General features: G+C 66.7%; 16 protein-coding genes. 4 read left to right on the forward strand and 12 right to left on the reverse strand.

What is annotated here, in order from left to right; all coding sequences use genetic code 11:
• Window positions 1-98: 98 nt before the first annotated feature.
• From GUY37_RS03880 to GUY37_RS03895, 4 genes are all read right to left on the reverse strand, one after another.
• Complete coding sequence (locus tag GUY37_RS03880) at window positions 99-2252, reverse strand: catalase (protein WP_166822439.1); 2154 nt, start codon at window positions 2250-2252, stop codon at window positions 99-101.
• Window positions 2253-2362: 110 nt separating this feature from the next.
• The gene (locus GUY37_RS03885; protein ID WP_166822441.1) at window positions 2363-3544 is read right to left on the reverse strand and encodes a zinc-dependent alcohol dehydrogenase; all 1182 of its coding nucleotides are present in this window, start codon (window positions 3542-3544) and stop codon (window positions 2363-2365) included.
• 45 nt (window positions 3545-3589) lie between these two features.
• Window positions 3590-3835 (reverse strand): CDGSH iron-sulfur domain-containing protein, encoded by a 246-nt coding sequence (locus GUY37_RS03890; RefSeq protein ID WP_166822444.1) that lies wholly within the window; start codon window positions 3833-3835, stop codon window positions 3590-3592.
• The gene (locus GUY37_RS03895) at window positions 3828-4931 is read right to left on the reverse strand and encodes an iron-containing redox enzyme family protein (protein WP_166822446.1); all 1104 of its coding nucleotides are present in this window, start codon (window positions 4929-4931) and stop codon (window positions 3828-3830) included. Before GUY37_RS03895 ends, GUY37_RS03890 begins: the two co-directional genes overlap by 8 nt.
• A 313-nt stretch (window positions 4932-5244) precedes the next feature.
• Between GUY37_RS03895 and GUY37_RS03900 the strand changes: the two genes are divergently transcribed.
• Window positions 5245-5658 carry a CBS domain-containing protein gene (locus GUY37_RS03900; protein WP_166822448.1) on the forward strand — a complete coding sequence of 138 codons (414 nt, stop codon included), beginning with the start codon at window positions 5245-5247 and terminating at the stop codon, window positions 5656-5658.
• A 9-nt stretch (window positions 5659-5667) separates the two neighbouring features.
• Here GUY37_RS03900 and GUY37_RS03905 read toward each other — a convergent pair whose 3' ends face one another.
• The 3 genes from GUY37_RS03905 to GUY37_RS03915 all read right to left on the reverse strand — a co-directional run bounded on the left by GUY37_RS03905 (window position 5668) and on the right by GUY37_RS03915 (window position 8150).
• Window positions 5668-5988 (reverse strand): hypothetical protein, encoded by a 321-nt coding sequence (locus GUY37_RS03905; RefSeq protein ID WP_166822450.1) that lies wholly within the window; start codon window positions 5986-5988, stop codon window positions 5668-5670.
• 118 nt (window positions 5989-6106) lie between these two features.
• Entirely contained in the window at window positions 6107-6874 is a 768-nt protein-coding gene (locus GUY37_RS03910) for a GAF and ANTAR domain-containing protein (RefSeq protein ID WP_166822453.1), read from the reverse strand.
• Window positions 6875-7013: 139 nt separating this feature from the next.
• Entirely contained in the window at window positions 7014-8150 is a 1137-nt protein-coding gene (locus GUY37_RS03915) for a hypothetical protein (RefSeq protein ID WP_166822456.1), read from the reverse strand.
• A 294-nt stretch (window positions 8151-8444) separates the two neighbouring features.
• Here GUY37_RS03915 and GUY37_RS03920 point away from each other — a divergent pair, with 294 nt between their 5' ends.
• The 3 genes from GUY37_RS03920 to crtI all read left to right on the forward strand — a co-directional run bounded on the left by GUY37_RS03920 (window position 8445) and on the right by crtI (window position 11445).
• Entirely contained in the window at window positions 8445-8810 is a 366-nt protein-coding gene (locus tag GUY37_RS03920) for a VOC family protein (protein ID WP_166822459.1), read from the forward strand.
• Between the two features lie 62 nt (window positions 8811-8872).
• The gene (locus GUY37_RS03925) at window positions 8873-9808 is read left to right on the forward strand and encodes a phytoene/squalene synthase family protein (protein ID WP_166822462.1); all 936 of its coding nucleotides are present in this window, start codon (window positions 8873-8875) and stop codon (window positions 9806-9808) included.
• The gene (gene crtI / locus GUY37_RS03930; protein ID WP_166822466.1) at window positions 9805-11445 is read left to right on the forward strand and encodes a phytoene desaturase family protein; all 1641 of its coding nucleotides are present in this window, start codon (window positions 9805-9807) and stop codon (window positions 11443-11445) included. The genes GUY37_RS03925 and crtI overlap by 4 nt, the downstream gene beginning before the upstream one ends.
• A gap of 18 nt (window positions 11446-11463) precedes the next feature.
• On the opposite strand, the gene GUY37_RS03935 is transcribed toward crtI, so the two are convergent.
• The 5 genes from GUY37_RS03935 to GUY37_RS03955 are packed head-to-tail and all read right to left on the reverse strand — an operon-like array spanning window position 11464 to window position 16187.
• Window positions 11464-13140, reverse strand: a complete 1677-nt coding sequence (locus GUY37_RS03935) for an FAD-dependent oxidoreductase (RefSeq protein ID WP_166822469.1) — start codon at window positions 13138-13140, stop codon at window positions 11464-11466.
• Window positions 13137-13475, reverse strand: coding sequence for a lycopene cyclase domain-containing protein (locus GUY37_RS03940; RefSeq protein ID WP_166822472.1), 339 nt, complete (start codon window positions 13473-13475; stop codon window positions 13137-13139). The genes GUY37_RS03935 and GUY37_RS03940 overlap by 4 nt, the downstream gene beginning before the upstream one ends.
• Window positions 13472-13903 (reverse strand): lycopene cyclase domain-containing protein, encoded by a 432-nt coding sequence (locus tag GUY37_RS03945; protein ID WP_166822475.1) that lies wholly within the window; start codon window positions 13901-13903, stop codon window positions 13472-13474. Before GUY37_RS03945 ends, GUY37_RS03940 begins: the two co-directional genes overlap by 4 nt.
• A complete protein-coding gene (locus tag GUY37_RS03950; RefSeq protein WP_166822478.1) occupies window positions 13900-15150 on the reverse strand; it encodes a cytochrome P450 in 1251 nt (416 codons plus the stop codon). The genes GUY37_RS03945 and GUY37_RS03950 overlap by 4 nt, the downstream gene beginning before the upstream one ends.
• Complete coding sequence (locus GUY37_RS03955; protein WP_166822481.1) at window positions 15147-16187, reverse strand: polyprenyl synthetase family protein; 1041 nt, start codon at window positions 16185-16187, stop codon at window positions 15147-15149. Before GUY37_RS03955 ends, GUY37_RS03950 begins: the two co-directional genes overlap by 4 nt.
• Window positions 16188-16193: the final 6 nt, after the last annotated feature.

The following is a 16193-nucleotide window of genomic DNA, read 5'->3' on the forward strand; positions in this document are numbered from 1 at the left end:
TCTTCGATGCCTCCGAGCGCATCGACGAGCTGTGAGCCGTATTCCCGGGCTTCCGCTGCTGGCGACGTCACCCTTCTTCAGCAATGGGATGCATTGTCTCAGGCCTCGACCCGGGCCCAGGCCCGGTGCTCGCTCAGGCCTTCCTGCAGCTGCGAGAGCGCTGTTTCGAGGTCATCTTTGCAGTAGACTCCGGGGTCGTCGGCCTTGATGCCGTACTTCTCCATCATGGTGCAGGAGTCTCCGCTGGCGGCGATGAACTTGAGATGACGCCACGCTTCCGTGATCAGGAGCTCGATCTCGGTGGTCAGCTCGGCACCATCGGCGAAGAAGAAGGCGTCGAGTTCGCTTGAGGCCACGGTCAGGTATGTCCGCTCGACGGCGACGCTCCGCTCGCCGGAGGTGATGCGTCCGCCCACCGGAGCGATCGTGATGGGGACCATTCCCGCCTCGGCGATGCGGTCGTGGGCGCGGATGACCTGCTCGGCGTCGGTCCCACTGCCGGTGACGATGCCGATCTTGCGCCCGTCGACCGGCCAGCGCTTCCCCACCTGGGACAGTGCCGGGCTCGGTTCGATATCGCTGCGCGGCGGCGTCTGAGCCACAGGGGCCTCGAGGCCCAGCCCCTCGGCGACCATGCGGGCAAGCTCCGAGTCGATGCAGGCGAGCACAGCGACCTCGCGCTCCCGGATCGTCTCCTCGTAGCATTTGCCGAGCTCGAAGGTGAAGGCATCGGCGAGGTGCTGCTGTTCGACGGAGGTGAGGCTGAGCCAGAACATGCGCGGCTGGGAATAGTGGTCATCGAAGGACTCCGGCGAACGGCGTTCCTTCTTCGACGCCGGAATCTCGTGGGCGATTTCGACGAACGTATGCTCGTCGGTCTGCTCGGCAGGGAACGGGTTGCCGCCGTCGAGCGAATTCGGCTTGTACGGTGCGATGCCGCGATGGTCGGCAGTCTGGTGCATTCCGTCGCGGAACATGTCGTTGACCGGGCAGTGCGGACGGTTGATCGGGAGCTGAGAGAAGTTCGGCCCGCCCAGTCGGGTGAGCTGGGTGTCGAGATAGGAGAACAGCCGTCCTTGGAGCAGAGGATCGTCGGTGATGTCGATGCCCGGCACCACATGCCCGGGATGGAACGCCACCTGCTCGGTCTCGTCGAAGAAGTTGCTGGGGTTGCGGTCGAGTGTGAGCATACCCAGCGGCTGCACGGGCGCGAGTTCCTCGGGCACGATCTTCGTGGGGTCGAGCAGATCGATCCCCTCGAAGGTCTCACTCGGATCGTCCGGGAAGACCTGGACGCCGAGTTCCCATTGCGGGCCCGCTCCGGCTTCGATGGCATCGGCGAGGTCCCGGCGGTGGAAATCGGGGTCGACGCCGTTGACCATCTGCGCCTCTTCCCAGATGAGCGAATGGACTCCGGCCTTCGGCTTCCAATGGAACTTCACCAGGGAGGTCTCACCGGCTGTGTTCTCGACTCGGAAGGTGTGGATCCCGAAGCCCTCCATCATCCGGAAGGAGCGGGGAATGCCGCGATCGGACATCTGCCACATCGTGTGATGGGTCGCCTCGGTGTGCAGGGACACGAAGTCCCAGAAGGTGTCATGGGCGCTCTGCGCCTGCGGGATCTCACGGTCGGGGTGGGGTTTGGCCGCATGCACGATGTCGGGAAACTTGATCGCATCCTGGATGAAGAAGACCGGGATGTTGTTGCCGACGAGGTCGAACACCCCGTCCGTCGTATAGAACTTCGTGGCGAAGCCCCTGGTGTCGCGAACGGAATCTGCAGACCCCCGCGAGCCGACAACGGAGGAGAAGCGTGTGAAGACCTCCGTTTCCACATCGGGGGCGAGGAAGGCCGCCTTCGTGATCCCCGAGGCGGAGCCGTAGGAGACGAACGTTCCGTGGGCTGCGGAACCGCGGGCGTGGACGACACGCTCAGGGATGCGCTCGTGGTCGAAGTGGGTGATCTTCTCCCGCAGATGGTGGTCTTGGAGGAGAGTCGGTCCCCGCGATCCCGCCTTGAGCGAATGGTCCGTGTCATAGAGCCGAGCACCCTGGGCCGTGGTCAGCCAGCTGCCCTGCTGGGCCTGATCCTCCTGGGTGTCGCTGCTGGGGGCCCCGGTCGGCGTCGTCGGACGCGGTCCGCTCTGGTCCTGCTTCGGCGGCAGCGGTTCACGCGGTGTCGTCGGTTCTTCGAAGTCCGGAGTGCGGGAGCCGGGTTTGCCGGGAATGGTTGGACGCTCTTCTGAACTCATGATGTCTCCTCACTGATGACAGGACTCTCAGTCCTGCGCTGGCGTGTTCTGACGGTAGAGGCGATCCGCGCACGCGTGGAGCCCCTTGTGCTGAAGCGGCGGACGGATTATCATTCCGCGTTCGGATCGAGGACGACCTTGATGCAGCCGTCCGTCTTCTCCTGGAACATCTCATAGGCCTCGGGAGCGGACTCGAGGGGGAGGCGGTGGGTGACGAGGTCGTCGACCCCCAGCGGATCCGCGGAGTCCTCGACCAGGGGCAGGAGGTCATCGGTCCAGCTGCGGACATTGCACTGTCCCATCCGCAGTTGGATCTGCTTGTCGAAGAGGGTGAGCAGCGGCATGGGAGACAGCACTCCTCCGTAGACTCCGCTGAGCGAGAGAGTCCCGCCCCGACGGACCAGATCGATCGCCGAGTGGAGGACCGCGGTCCTGTCGATGCCGCTGGTCTCCATGAGCTTCCGCGCAGCCGGCGGCGGGAGCAGACCGGTCGCCTGCTGTGCGGCCGAGGCCAGCGGGGACCCGTGTGCTTCCATCCCCACGGCGTCGACGACCGCGTCGGGCCCACGCCCGGAGGTGGCCTCTCGGATGGCCGAATGTGCGTCCTCGTCGAAGTCGAAGACCTCGATCCCGTGGCGAGCGGCCATGTCACGACGTTCGGGGACCGGGTCGAGAGCGAAGACCTGCGCACCGAGGTGTCTGCCGATGCGAGCGGCGAACTGCCCGACAGGCCCGAGGCCGTAGACGCCGAGCGAGTCTCCTTCTCTGATCCCGGCGTATTTCACTGCCTGCCAGGCCGTGGGGAGGATGTCGCTGAGGAAGAGGTAGCGGTGGTCGGGAAGATCGGCACCGACCTTGATCGGTCCGACGTCGGCATAGGGGACACGGAGGTATTCTGCCTGCCCGCCGGGCACGGACCCGTAGAGTCGAGAGTAGCCGAACAGCTGTGCCCCGGACCCGTACTGCCTCACCTGTGTGGTCTCGCATTGGGTGTACAGCCCCTGCTCGCACATCCAGCAGCGGCCGCAGGAGATGGGAAACGGCACGACCACCCGATCGTCGGCCGACAAGCCGGAATCAGGGCCGGCCTCGACGACTCGACCCATCGTCTCGTGCCCGATGATGTCTCCGCGGTCCATGAATGGTCCCAGCACTTCGTAGAGGTGGAGGTCGGACCCGCAGATGGCGGTGGAGGTGACTTCGATGATCGCGTCATTCGACTTGTGGCGGATCGGATCGTCGACTGTCTCCACCGAGATGTTTCGTTTCCCTTGCCAGGTGACTGCGCGCATTGCCTTCTCTCCTTCTCGATCGACAGTCTGTTCGTCCGCTCGGGCTCATCCGTCCCCCGGCGGAGGTTCTGCCGTCGGGGGTGGAGCGGGGGCACGGAAGCCGACTGCCCGATGGGAGCCGTCGCACAACGGAGGTATGCCAGTTTTGCCGCACCGGCACAGGGCAACCACCCGGCGATCGGTTGCCGTCTCCTCCCGTCCCGGTGCCGTGAGGACGGTGAAGTCCCCGCGGACGAGCAGAGGTCCGTCGGGACAGGGGGTGATCGTGACCGGGTCGCTCGAACTATCCACAGACAGCCTCCTTCGGGGTCGTCCTCAGCGAGGGCTCTCCTGCTGACCAGGATTCGAGCATGTGGGAACCGCCCATGTCGTCGAGGCGGAGGCAGGAGGCGGCACCGAAGAGGATGTCGGGGATGAGGTCGGGCTCATCATCGGCGGCTCCTCCCGCGAGGTCGTGCGCCGCGATCTGCTCGTGCACGGCATCGGCCTCGACGTGCTCATCGAAGTACCATGTGACGTCCCGGCCGAAGCCGTTCCTGCTGAAGGCGCGGGAGTAGAGGCCGTTGGGAATGGACGAAGTCATCTCGAATGCGGCCAGGTGGCCGATCGCGGCACCTCGCAGGCGTCGGTTGAGACCGAAGAGATTCATCGCGTTCACCGAAGCGAGAGTGATCGCGGGGACCTCGTCGAGGTAATGGTCGGGCCTGTCGTCGAGGCCGAACCCGCGCAGCGTCCCGGCGAAGATCTCGGCGTGGACGTGGTCGGGTCTGCCGCCTCCGTACTCATCGGCCTGGATCTCGACGAGAGCTGCCTTGGCCCGGCCGCGGAGTCGGGGGATCGCCCAGGAATGGGGATCTGCTTCGCGGAGGGTGTAGATGGACTTGTGGATGAGGAATTCGCGGAGCTGATCGACTGAGGCGTGCCGCGCCGCCCACGTGGCCAGTTCCGGCTGCGCCACCTCACTTGTCATGGAGAACAGCGTCTCGGCGAGCTCTGCGCCGGAGCGCGGAATGAGGTCCGGCAATGGCGCGAGTGCTCGCAGCGCGGTCTCGAAGCGGCGCTCGATCCTTCCGCGGATCCCGATCAGCGAGGGATCCCATTCCCAGTCTCCGTGCACGAAATCGGCAGGGCCGGTGTGCAGGATGTAGAGAAGGTGGAGCGCCAGCTGCAGATCCTCGTCGCGGAACATGTCCTCACTCGACACCAGCACAGAAGAAGCGGCCGCGTCGAGTTCGGGCAGCAGCTCAGCAGCTTCCCCGCCGTCAGATGTGAGCACCCTGAGCAGCAGCGAGGTGACCTCGCCTCTCGGCCGAGGCGCGAGCCCGCGCTCCGGCGCAGTGAGCGGTACAGGGCTGTTCAGTTCGTCGATCGCACCTGTCTGTGTCATCCGCTGGTTCCTCATCGTCGGTGGTGGCTGAACTGACAGCGTGACAAAGTGCAGCGCCGGTGTCAGCGGCCGTACGAGACTCACACTTCATCGCCGCTGAAGCGTTGCGCAGCCGCGCAACCAGGACTCCGGCTCCGTCTGCGGTCCGGAACGGCAACGGTGTCTGAGGCACCCGTCGGGGGCGGCGGCCCCCTGGACACTCCTCGGGAGCACTCAGCATGATGAGTGTCCAGCACCCGGAGAGTCGGTCATCCGACCGTTCCCGCTGCGGGAGAGCAATCGACACGCACACTGACACGAGGAGACGTTGAAGATGACGACAGCACGTGAACTGATGACTCCAGGCGCGAAGTGCGTCGGCGAGAACGAGACGCTCGAAAAGGCTGCACAGCACATGCGCGAGGACGGTTTCGGGTCCCTTCCGATCTGCGGAGAGGACAACCGGCTCAAAGGCATGATCACGGATCGTGACATCGTCGTGAAGTGCATCGCAGAGGGCGGAGATCCGAAGACGGCGATAGTCGGGGATCTCGCCCAGGGCAAGCCGGTGACCATCGGTGCCGATGACAACGTCGGTGAGGCGCTGCAGACGATGAAGGACCATCAGGTCCGCCGACTTCCCGTCATCGACGGGCACGAACTCGTGGGCATGCTCGCTCAGGCCGATGTGGCTCGCAGCGAGTGGGACACCCGCATCGGCGACCTTGTGGAGAAGATGTCCGAGTGAGATCGGTGGCTAGTCGAGTGTGCTCTCATGCTTATGCCCCACGTTCTTGGGCAGAGTCTGCATCTGGGCACCGATCACCGGGTCGCTGTCGATGTGCTTGCGCGCGATCGGGCACGAGACGGTGATGGGGATCCGGCGATTCAGTGAGTCTTCGAGAGCCAGACGCACGAGTTCGCGGCAATGCCGATCCGAATCGAGCGGCTCGATGGCCTCGCAGTAGACGAACATGATCTCGTCCGGAGTGATCGTGTAGTGAAGCGAGGCGACGAGCTGTCCGGGAAGGTAGAGATCGAACTTGGAAGCTTCGCTGTTGTTGAGCAATGTGTACACAGTGGTCCCCTTGAGTCCAGGACGGAGGCCATCTGCTTGACCGATTCTCAGATTAACCCAGTGCCGCACCGGACAACAAGCGGCAGTTCGAAGAGAGTGAGAAGACGGACGTGCCCGATCAGTCGGTGATCGTGCCCGGCAGCGCACCGGTGCGGACGAACTCCTCGGCGACCTCACGCAGCTTCGTGTTCGTCTTCGAGCTCACCTTCGTGAGCAGCAGGAACGCCTCGTGTTCACTGATCTTGTGCCGTTCTATGAGGATCCCCTTGGCCTGACCGATGAGATCCCGCGAGGCCACTGCCTCATAGAGCTGTCCCTGCTTCTGCGCGTTGGCCAGAGCCAGAGAGGCATGTGCGGCCACTCCGCTTCCGATGTCCTCCGCTGCCTGGTCGAAGGCGCGGGGTGTCTTCGAGTAGAGGTTGAGCGCGCCGAGGCTGTCGACCTCGACGAAGAGCTGGAAGGCGAGCATGCTCCTCACCCCCTCCGCGACGGCGCTGGAGGCGAACCGGGGCCACGGAGTGGGATCGGTGAGAGCCGGGGCCCGGACGATGCGATGCTCGCGGATGGACTCGAAGCACGGTCCTTCGTACAGCTCCGACTGCAGGGCGTCCAGTCGCTCGGGGACCAAGTCCGAGGGAGCTCGGGACCGGATGGGGCCATCGCGACTGACGATCGAGAGCGACGCGTAATCGGCCCCCGGAATGATCAGCAGCGCTTCGTCCACCATCGCCTTGAGGACGAGGTCATCGGGTTCGAGCACGAGTGAGCGTGCCCACTCGCCGATCTGCGCCGTCAGCCGATGCCGTTCGGCATCGGTATCGGTCGGCGCGGGAACCGCGGCCGCATCGCGGGGTATGTGGGTCGATCCTGCTGAGATCTCGTCCATCAGAGGTGCCGCTCCAATCGTGTCTCACGTGTCGACCCTGGGATCGCTGTCTTCAGTATTCGTCCGCGTCGGGGCCTCGTCAACGGCCCGACGGTGGTTTTCCGTCGCTGCCAGCCCGGCCCGGCTGCGACGTGTCCCTTCAGCGCAGAGTCGACTTCAGCTCTTCGATGCGTGCGGTGAGCCCGGCGATGTCGAGTCCCTGACTCTTCTCATGCAGTTCCCGAGTCTGTTCGGGACAGAGGATACCGGATGCGATGAGTCGGGAGACCGGTGTGTCCGGCCGATCGTATTCGCGTCGACGCTCTCCGGCGGGGGTGAGACGCCAGCCCACCGGGTTCTTCACGGGCATGAAGTAATTGAGGCGGTCAGCCAGGGCCGACCACAGCTCGTTGACTCTTGCGATCGCGGCATCGATGTCGTGCGGTGTGCCGAGCGGGAGGTCAAGGCCGCTGAACGTCCGATCGGGCACGCGAGACCCCTGTCGGAGATCGCTCATGCAGTGGAATTCGATGAGGTTCTCCTCCGCCCACGTCTCGATGGCGCTGTCCGGAACCGCTGGAGGCAGCAGGACTCCGGTGACGATGAAAGGCACCGCGCGGACCATCTGTGCGAGCATGTCGACGACCTGCGTGCCGGGGGCGAAGGTCGTCGTGTGCACCCACCCGATCTCGACGTCGGTGATTGTCACTGTGACGCAGTCCTCGCCGGTCGGTGTCGTGATCGTCAGCAGTTCGACGAGGAAGTAGCCGGGTTCGGGCTCGAGGAGAGAGCGTACGCGCTGGCGCGGGAGCGACGCACGCATCCCCGCCCCGGTGCCGGTCAACCACGAATCGTCGTGGTCGCCGGCCTTGGCACCGCGCAGGTACCGATCGATCGTCGCCGCGGAGATATCGAGGAGTTCCCTTCGCACCGAGGACGAATAGCCGTGCCGTCCCTCACGGAGGTGGCCGTGCCTCTCCAAGGAGTCCAGACAGTCGGACATCCCCGCCTCGAGGTACTTGCCGCAGGGGCGGCCGGAGGACTTCCACACCAGTTCGAGAGCCCGCTGCGCGCGGGGGGAGAACTTCTTCGGCTTGAGGCGACGGCGGTCGACGACGGCGTCGAGGGAGACTCCGGCCCTGATCTGATGGAACTGGCTGCGCAGCTGGTGGCGCGCGTGATCGCGAGTCCAACCGGTCGCCTCGGTGAGCGTGTCGAGGATTGTGCCCTTGCCCTTGCGTGACGACGCCTCATAGGAGCGCGCGTAGGTGCGGGCCAGTTGGATGGGTGAAGTCATGATGTCTTCCTCCGAATCGGATCGAGGAGCCGCAGGGGCTCCCGTGTTGCCAGAGACGCTATTGAGGGCGAAGTTCCTGCGGAAGGGACTTTACAGATCCGCAGGTTTCGTCTAGGCGACCCGATCGGCCTCGGGGATCCTCAACCTCAGACCCCGCAACGGCCAGGCGGGGGTTTGCATTGGGAACTGACGGGCCTTGTCGCTGTCGAGACCGGGAGCTTAACGTTGTCCCATGGAGACCGCACTCACGGCCACAGCATTCGGCTGCACTTCGACGAGGAAAGAAGGACCACGATGATCGGACGCCTCAACACCACCGCTATGGACTGCCCCGTGCCGATCGACGCGGCGCGGTTCTACCGCGCGCTGCTCGGCGGAACAGTGGCGCCGGACAAGGACACGGACTGGGTCAACCTCTATGAGCCCTCGGGGCGGGAGATCCTCTCCTTCCAACGAGCAGAGGACTTCGTCGCCCCGACCTGGCCGGACAACTCCGTTCCTCTGCAGGTCCATATCGACATCCTCGTGTCCTCCTATGAGGACGCCGAGCCCACAGTCTTCGAGGCCGGCGGCAGGCTGCTCGACGATTCGGACGAGCATCCGAGTTTCCGCGTCTACGCCGACCCGATCGGACGCCCCTTCTGCCTCGTCCTCGAGTGACGTCGCCTCGGTCGTCAGCGGAGATTCGCTCCTCGGGCATTTCTTTAGCTAAGCTAACGAACATGACGTCGCGAAGCCGCACCGCAACCGATGAGCTCTACACGCGCACCGCCGAGGATGCGACCAGGGCCGTGATCGCGAGCTATTCGACCTCCTTCGGGCTTGCGGTCAGACTGCTCGGTGTCAGGAACCGGCACCATATCCGCAACATCTACGCCCTGGTCCGCATCGCCGATGAGATCGTCGACGGCCTGGCCGCCGAGGCAGGGCTTGCCGACGCCGAACAGCGGGAGATGCTGGACCGGTTCGCCGCCGCCACTCACGCGGCGCTGAGCAGCGGCATCAGCGACAATCTCGTCATCCACGCCTTCGCCAGGACCGCTCGTGCAGCCGGCATCGACGCCGAGCTCATCGACCCCTTCTTCGCCTCCATGCGCGCAGACATCGAATCCGCGGACACCGGTTCCGGTCTTGGGACCGAGGAGGGGACCACGTCGCCGGTCCGCGGCTTCGATGCGAAGGAACATGCCGAGTACGTCTTCGGGTCCGCCGAGGTCGTCGGACTCATGTGCCTCAAGGTCTTCCTCATCGATCTCGACCGCACGCCCGCCGAGGTCGAACAGCTCGAGTACGGGGCACGGCAGCTGGGAGCAGCGTTCCAGAACGTCAACTTCCTGCGCGACCTGGCCGACGACGATCAGCGCCTCGGCCGCAGCTACCTCACCCCGGGACACCGACTCACCGAGGCCGAGAAAGCCGAGTGGGTGAACACGATCCGGCAGCAGCTCGCCGCAGCCCAGGACGCCATCGCCGGACTGCCGAAGGACGCGCGCACCGCGGTCCGCTGCGCCTGTGCGCTCTTCACCGCGCTGACCGACAGGATTGCCACGACCCCCGTCGCTGAGCTCTACCGGCAGCGGGTGCGGGTCCCGAACGCCGTCAAGGCTCGTCTGACAGCCCACGCACTCATGACCGCAGCCCGCGAGGGGCGGAAGTGAGCAGGCGGGTCGGTTCCGCGGCCGGCAGCAGCCCGCGGACCGGTGTCATCGGTGGGGGAGCCGCCGGGCTGGCCACGGCGATCCTCCTCGCCCGCGAAGGGCACACGGTCGACCTGTTCGAGAAGAACCCCCACCTCGGCGGGCGCATCGGCGTGTTCGAGCGTGATGGCTTCCGTTTCGACACCGGGCCCTCCTGGTATCTCATGCCCGAGGTCTTCGAACACTTCTTCGCTCTCGCCGGCACCAGCGCCGAGGCCGAACTCGACCTGCGCACGCTCGATCCCGGCTACACCGTGTTCAGCCCACCGGGACCGGTCGATGCGATTTCGGGCGCCCTTGGGCGCACCCGAGCACTCACGATCCCAGAGGGCAGGTTCCGGGTGCTGGAGACCTTCGAGAGCGTCGAACGCGGCACGGGAGACGCCCTCGATGACTACCTCGTCTCGGCCGCGCGCACAAAGGAGCTCGCGCTCGCCCACTTCCTCTACAACCCCTTCACCTCACCACGGTCCCTGCTCCATCGGGACATCCTCGGCGGGCTCCCGAGACTCGTCCGGCAGCTGGGGACGTCGCTGGCCGGCTTCGCCGAAGCCTCGTTCCACGATCCGGTGCTGCGCCAGATCCTCCAGTACCCCGCGATCTTCCTCGGCACCGATCCGCGACGGGCACCGGCGATCTACCACCTCATGAGCACCCTCGACCTCGACCAAGGTGTCAGTTACCCCATGGGCGGGTTCCATACGATCATCGACGCCCTCGTCCGGCTGGCCGACCGTGCCGGGGTGCGCCTTCACACGGGAGCCGATGTCACGCACATCGACACCGAGGCAGCACCTGGCCGGGGGCGAACCGGACGCCGAGTCACCGGTCTGCGTTGGACCGACGAGGCCGGACGCGCACACACGCATTCCGCGGATGTCGTCGTCTCCGCCGCCGACCTCCACCACACGGAGACGCAGCTGCTCGACCCCGAGGACCAGAGCTTCCCGGAACGCTCGTGGACGTCGGTGACGAGCGGTCCCGGCGCGGTGCTCGTCTTCCTCGGCATCGAGGGCGAGCTCGAGGCGCTGCCGCATCATTCGCTGTTCTTCACCGAGGACTGGGAAGCGAACTTCGACGCGATCTTCGGGTCCAAGCAGAAGATCCCCTCACCGGCCTCGGTCTATGCCTGTCGGCCCAGTGCCACCGACCCCACCGTCGCCCCGCCCGGGCACGAGAACCTCTTCCTCCTCATCCCCGTCCCCGCCGATGCGGGGCTCGGAGCCGGGGGCGACGACGGCGGAGGGGACCCGCGGATCGAGGCGGCCGCCGACCGTGCGATCGACCAGATCGCCCGGTGGGCCGACATCCCCGACCTGCGCCGGCGGATCAGAGTGCGCAGAACCCAGGGCCCGACGGACTTCGCCGAAAGATTCAACTCCTGGCTCGGCGGGATGCTCGGACCTGCGCACACACTGCGACAGAGCGCGATGTTCCGACGGCAGAACTCTTCGAAGGCAGTCGACGGGCTGTTCTATGCCGGCGCCACGACGGCGCCCGGGGTCGGCGTGCCGATGTGCCTCATCAGCGCCGAACTCGTCCTCAAACGCCTCCGTGGAGACTCCAGCCCGGGACCGCTGCCGATCCCTGCTCAGTGAGGGGCTTCGGACCGGCAGTCAGCGCCCGGTGCCTGCTCCACGCCTGTGCCGCGTTGCCCCTCTCCTGCGCGGTGCGCCGAGGAGCCCCCGACGGAGCAGACCGCGCCGAGGCGGCGACCAGATCTCGGTTCCCTCCACCCGCCAACCGGCGAGCAGTTCGTTCGCGGCCATGAACCCCGTCGTCGCCGCGCGTTCCATGAGCGCCACGGGCGCCTCGCAGGCGACGGCGTCACCGGCGAGCACCAGTCCGGGAAACGCGGTGGTGACGCCGGGGCGGTCGTTGTACGCCCGCGTGTCGGCCAGCGCGCAGTCGTCGGCGATGAGCAGCTCCTGGGCGGTGATGGGGATGTCGGCCGTCTCGGGATATACCTCATGGAGGTCGGCCAGCAGTTGGCGTGTCACGGCTTCCCGGTCGACGTCTTCGGACTCGAGCATCGCTCGCGCGCTGCCCCGATGCGCGGTGCCGAGCGCATAGGCGTGGAGTTCGACGACGGAGCCGCCGTGCGTGTGCCGCCATCTCTGGGCCCCGGCCTCGAAGCGTTCGAGGACCGAGATGTTGTCGAGCAGAGCGTAGCCGGTCGTGCCGAGGAAGGCCGGGCGGCTCGGATCCACCTCGTCGCCCAGCCACAGTCTGAGCACCGCGAACGGGGGAGCGTTCCGCTGCGAGGTGACACTGCTCAGCCACCGCTCGCGAGTTCCCGTGCCCGCGGTCGGTGAGCCGGCGGCTGTCGCGGGCCCGAGCGCGTCGGTGTCGACCGAGTCCTCGAGTCCGGCCAGCAGCGTCCGAGTGCTCCGCGGATCGGCGGCGAGCACGAGCGCATCGCTCTCGAGCGTCCCGCTCGTCGTCTCGACGCTCCACCCGGTGCGGCCCGCACTGTCCGGACGGCGGATCGCGGTGACCGCGGTGTCGGTCTCGATCCGCACCCCCGCCTCGGCGAGGTATTCGCTCAGGGGCGACCACAGTGCGGTGTCGTAGTCGTCGTCGGGGACGTCGAAGAGCAGCCCTTCGGCGGAGCCCGTGAAGTACGTGTGGAACATCGCCACGAGTTCGCTGGCGGAGAAGTCCGCAGGGTGGGCGAAGAAGGAGCGGGCGAAGACCTCGAGCGCGAGATGCCGCGCCCCGATCGGGAACCGCAGCCGGTCGAGGAACTGTTCGGCCGACTCTCCGTCGTAGCGGCGATAGGAGTCCGGGAAGTCGACGTCGATGAGTTCGAACGCTGTCGTCAGGTCGACGTCGGCCAGACCGCGCAGCGGGAAGGACGGGCTGGTGAGCACGAATCCCGCGAGGCTGAGCGGGGGAGTCCGCGGTATCCGGGCGAAGGAGTCGCGCAGACCGTCCCGACCCACGAGCGGATAGTCCGTGACCGGGACCAGACGGTCGAGGCCGGGATCGGTGCGTGCGAGCAGGCTGCGGAGGTTGTAGTACTGGCGGAAGAAGGCGTGGAATCCGCGGCTCATCGTCCGCTCCCCGTCGAGGCTCCAGGCCCGGACCCGTCCGCCGAGGCTGGATTCGGCCTCGACCAGGTGCACACTGACCCCGTGCTCTGCGAGGACCGCGGCCGCGGCCAGTCCGGCGATGCCGCCGCCGACGACGGTCACCCGCTTGGGCCGCAGCAGACGCGGACGGCCCGGGTGGGAGGGGGTGAGGATCGCGTGCCGGTCGCGGGGGCGCGGTTGGGAGGCTGAACGGTTCATGTGTTCTCCTCTCCGGTGGCCGCAGCGTGCCTGTTCAGGCGCCACTGCCAGAGCATGAGGACGGCAGTGATCATGGCGAAGCCGAAGCCGAAGTCCTCGATCGGGATGTCCCACGGGAACCGGACGCCGCTGAGCCCCTGTGGGTTGTAGATGACGATGGGATTCGAAAGCTTCGTCAGCCAGCCGTCGACGAAGCACTGGAAGACCAGGCAGATGCTCAGCGCCGCCCAGTACTTCGCCCGGCGGAAGATGCCTGAGCGGAAGACGAACAGCTCGAGGCCGACGATGAGAATCATCCCGATGACGGTCATGATCGTGTACTCGGGCACGCTCATCGTTCGCCGCCTCCTCCGGACTCGGACCGCCGGTCAGTGCGCTTGTGTGGCCGGGACTGGCGTGCGGGCCGGGGCGAACTGTCTGGGCGGGGCAGGCTTTCGGGCCTGACGCGCTTGCGCACAGCGGTGAGCACGGTGCCGACCGCCTCATAGCTGAGCAGGGCGCACAGGGGGATGACGATGAAGAACACGAGCTCCTCGAGCGGCAGGTTGCCGAGGTGGATGCCGGTGACGAATCGCGGGTTGTACACCCAATGGTCGCGGGCGATGGCGACGACGTCCCAGAGGCAGAAGACGACGATGACGGGCACGAGCGCCCACAGCACGGTTCTCCACCGGCGGTACACGCGCGCCCGGAAGAACAGCTCCAGGGGCAGGGTGATGAGTACGCAGGCACCCATGAGGAGCAGATACTCGAAGGCGCTCATAACAGTCTCCTCTCCGGGCCGGAGCCCTCGTCGAAGGCCAGTTGGAGTCCGCGCAGCCGATAGCCCGAGATGACGCTGTCCCAGCCGATCTCCGGTTCGGCGACCAGGCGCGGGCCGCGGTCGAGCAGGCGGTGGACGAGCGCATCGGTCTCAAACAGCGCCAGCGACTGCCCCGGACACTTGTGCGCCCCGTCGCTGAAGCTCATGCCGACGGCCGGGACGGCTCCGGCGGTGTGCCGCACGGGGCACAGAGACTGAGGGTCGGACCCCATCGCCTCTTCATCGGTGTTCGTCGCGCGGACGCAGACGTCGATGAGGTCCCCGGCGGGGATCGTGACGGTGCGATCCGGCGCCGTGACCTCGATGTCGGCCTGCGCGCGTCGGTAGAGGTGGCCGACGACCGGTTCGAGGCGAATGATCTCCTCGAGGATCTCCAGCCGCCGCGGCCGGTCGGCCGCGAGGTACTCCGCCCCGAGTTCGCCGTCTGTGAGCAGATGCCAGCACGCCATGGTGATGAATTCGCGAGTGGTGACCATCCCGGCCGTGCCGTAGGTGACGCACTCGACGAGGATGTCCGACGTGCTGTGTCCGGCCCCGATGAGATGGGACAGGACGTCATCGCGCTGCCTGCGGCGCCGGGCCCGAAGGGCCGGACGGACGTCGGCGAGGTAGAACCGGGCGATCGGGACGAGACCGTTGACCGCAGCCTGCAGCCACTGCCTCCGGGTCCGCCCCCAACCGGGGGCGGCGAGGTCGACCGGCGGCTGGGTGAAGAATCCCTCGAGCCGCCGCGACATGCCCGCGATGGAGGATTCGGTCAGGCCCACGACTTCGGAGGTCACGGCCACGGAGAAGTGCAGAGCCGCCTCGTCGAGGAGGCAACGGCCGGCCGCGGCAACCCGGTCGACCGTGTCCTGCGCGAGAGCATCGATGCGCTGGCCGTACCTGTCGGCGATCACAGCGGGGGCGAAGAAGCGGGCGAGCTCTCGGCGCTGCGAGTCATGGGGCTCTCCGTCGGAGATGAGGATCGGGTGGCGGCGGAAGACGCCGCGAGGGATCCGCTCCGCGGTGAATCCGGCCTGAGTCGTGAGGTGTCGGGCCCGCAGCACCTGGCGGGCGGCGCCGAAGGAGCGGATGCGCCAGAGGTCGGGACCGTGTTCGAGGGTCACCTGCTCGACCGGGGGACCGACCGGCTCGTCGCCGTGCACCGCCCGTCGGCTCCCACGGTGCCGATCGGCCCCGCTCATGCGCACCTCAGACTGCAGGCGGAGGTGAGGTCCGCGAGTCTGTCCGCAAGCGCCTGGGGCAGCTCCGCCTCGGCGATGAGCCCGGCGATGGTCTCGCAGTGCTCGGCGATCATCGATTCGACGAACGCCCTCGCCCCGGACTCCTCGATGACCTGCCGCAGTCGGAGGCCACCCTCGGCGTCGAGGGCCCGATCGCCGAAGAGATGGGCGACCTGGGACCAGGCCGAATGGGCTCGGGCCGTGTTGACGAGCAGGGTCTCCTTGCCTTCGCGGAGGTCGCTGAGTACGGATTTGCCGGTCTCCTGCTCATCGCCGAAGAGTCCGAGGACATCGTCTCTGAGCTGGTAGACGATGCCGATGCGGCGGCCGATGGCGCGCAGCCGCTCGACCAGGCTGTCGTCGCTGCCGGCGAGAACCGCGGCGATGGACAGCGGGGCTTCGAACGAGTAGGCGGCGGTCTTGCGTCCGATCATCGTGAGCACGTCACCGGAGTCGGCCTCGTCGAGGTGGAGGCTCAGCCACACATCGGACTGTTCTCCGGCGACGCTCTCGGCGATCGTCTCATCGTAGATGTCGAGCACGGCGAGCCGGCGCGGGGTGTCGAGGTCGAGGCGGGCCAGGAGGGACTGGGCCTCGTTGAGCATGAGGTCACCGGCGAGCAGGGACGAGGAGATCCCCCACGTCTGCGCCGCGGCGCTCGTGGCTCCGAGAAGCATGGCCTCGGAGGAGAACTGTCCGGTGATGTTCATCTCTCCTCGGCGCACGGTGTCGTTGTCGATGACATCATCGTGGATGATGAGGCCGATGTGCAGCAGCTGCATCGCGCCGGCGGCGTCGATCGCGGCCTGCGCTGCCGTGCCTCCGAGGCCCTCATGGGCATCGATGAGCAGGCGGGGCCTGATCATCTTTCCGCCCAACGCCATCCTCGACAGCGCTGCCCAGAGCTGCTCGTACTGCTGAGTTCGGACTCGAGAGCGTCGCCGAGCAGCGGCGAGGACCTCGACGAGGCGGGATTCGACGGTCAGGACGCTCTCCAATTTCTT

Source organism: Brevibacterium limosum (genome assembly GCF_011617705.1).
Taxonomy (GTDB): domain Bacteria; phylum Actinomycetota; class Actinomycetes; order Actinomycetales; family Brevibacteriaceae; genus Brevibacterium; species Brevibacterium limosum.

Bases quoted from the DNA above. Each gene is read 5' to 3' on its own strand.
- GUY37_RS03880 (WP_166822439.1), bottom strand. From the start codon at position 2,252: ATGAGTTCAGAAGAGCGTCCAACCATTCCCGGCAAACCCGGCTCCCGC.
- GUY37_RS03885 (WP_166822441.1), bottom strand. From the start codon at position 3,544: ATGCGCGCAGTCACCTGGCAAGGGAAACGAAACATCTCGGTGGAGACA.
- GUY37_RS03895 (WP_166822446.1), bottom strand. From the start codon at position 4,931: ATGACACAGACAGGTGCGATCGACGAACTGAACAGCCCTGTACCGCTC.
- GUY37_RS03900 (WP_166822448.1), top strand. From the start codon at position 5,245: ATGACGACAGCACGTGAACTGATGACTCCAGGCGCGAAGTGCGTCGGC.
- GUY37_RS03910 (WP_166822453.1), bottom strand. From the start codon at position 6,874: ATGGACGAGATCTCAGCAGGATCGACCCACATACCCCGCGATGCGGCC.
- GUY37_RS03915 (WP_166822456.1), bottom strand. From the start codon at position 8,150: ATGACTTCACCCATCCAACTGGCCCGCACCTACGCGCGCTCCTATGAG.
- GUY37_RS03920 (WP_166822459.1), top strand. From the start codon at position 8,445: ATGATCGGACGCCTCAACACCACCGCTATGGACTGCCCCGTGCCGATC.
- GUY37_RS03925 (WP_166822462.1), top strand. From the start codon at position 8,873: ATGACGTCGCGAAGCCGCACCGCAACCGATGAGCTCTACACGCGCACC.
- GUY37_RS03935 (WP_166822469.1), bottom strand. From the start codon at position 13,140: ATGAACCGTTCAGCCTCCCAACCGCGCCCCCGCGACCGGCACGCGATC.
- GUY37_RS03940 (WP_166822472.1), bottom strand. From the start codon at position 13,475: ATGAGCGTGCCCGAGTACACGATCATGACCGTCATCGGGATGATTCTC.
- GUY37_RS03945 (WP_166822475.1), bottom strand. From the start codon at position 13,903: ATGAGCGCCTTCGAGTATCTGCTCCTCATGGGTGCCTGCGTACTCATC.
- GUY37_RS03950 (WP_166822478.1), bottom strand. From the start codon at position 15,150: ATGAGCGGGGCCGATCGGCACCGTGGGAGCCGACGGGCGGTGCACGGC.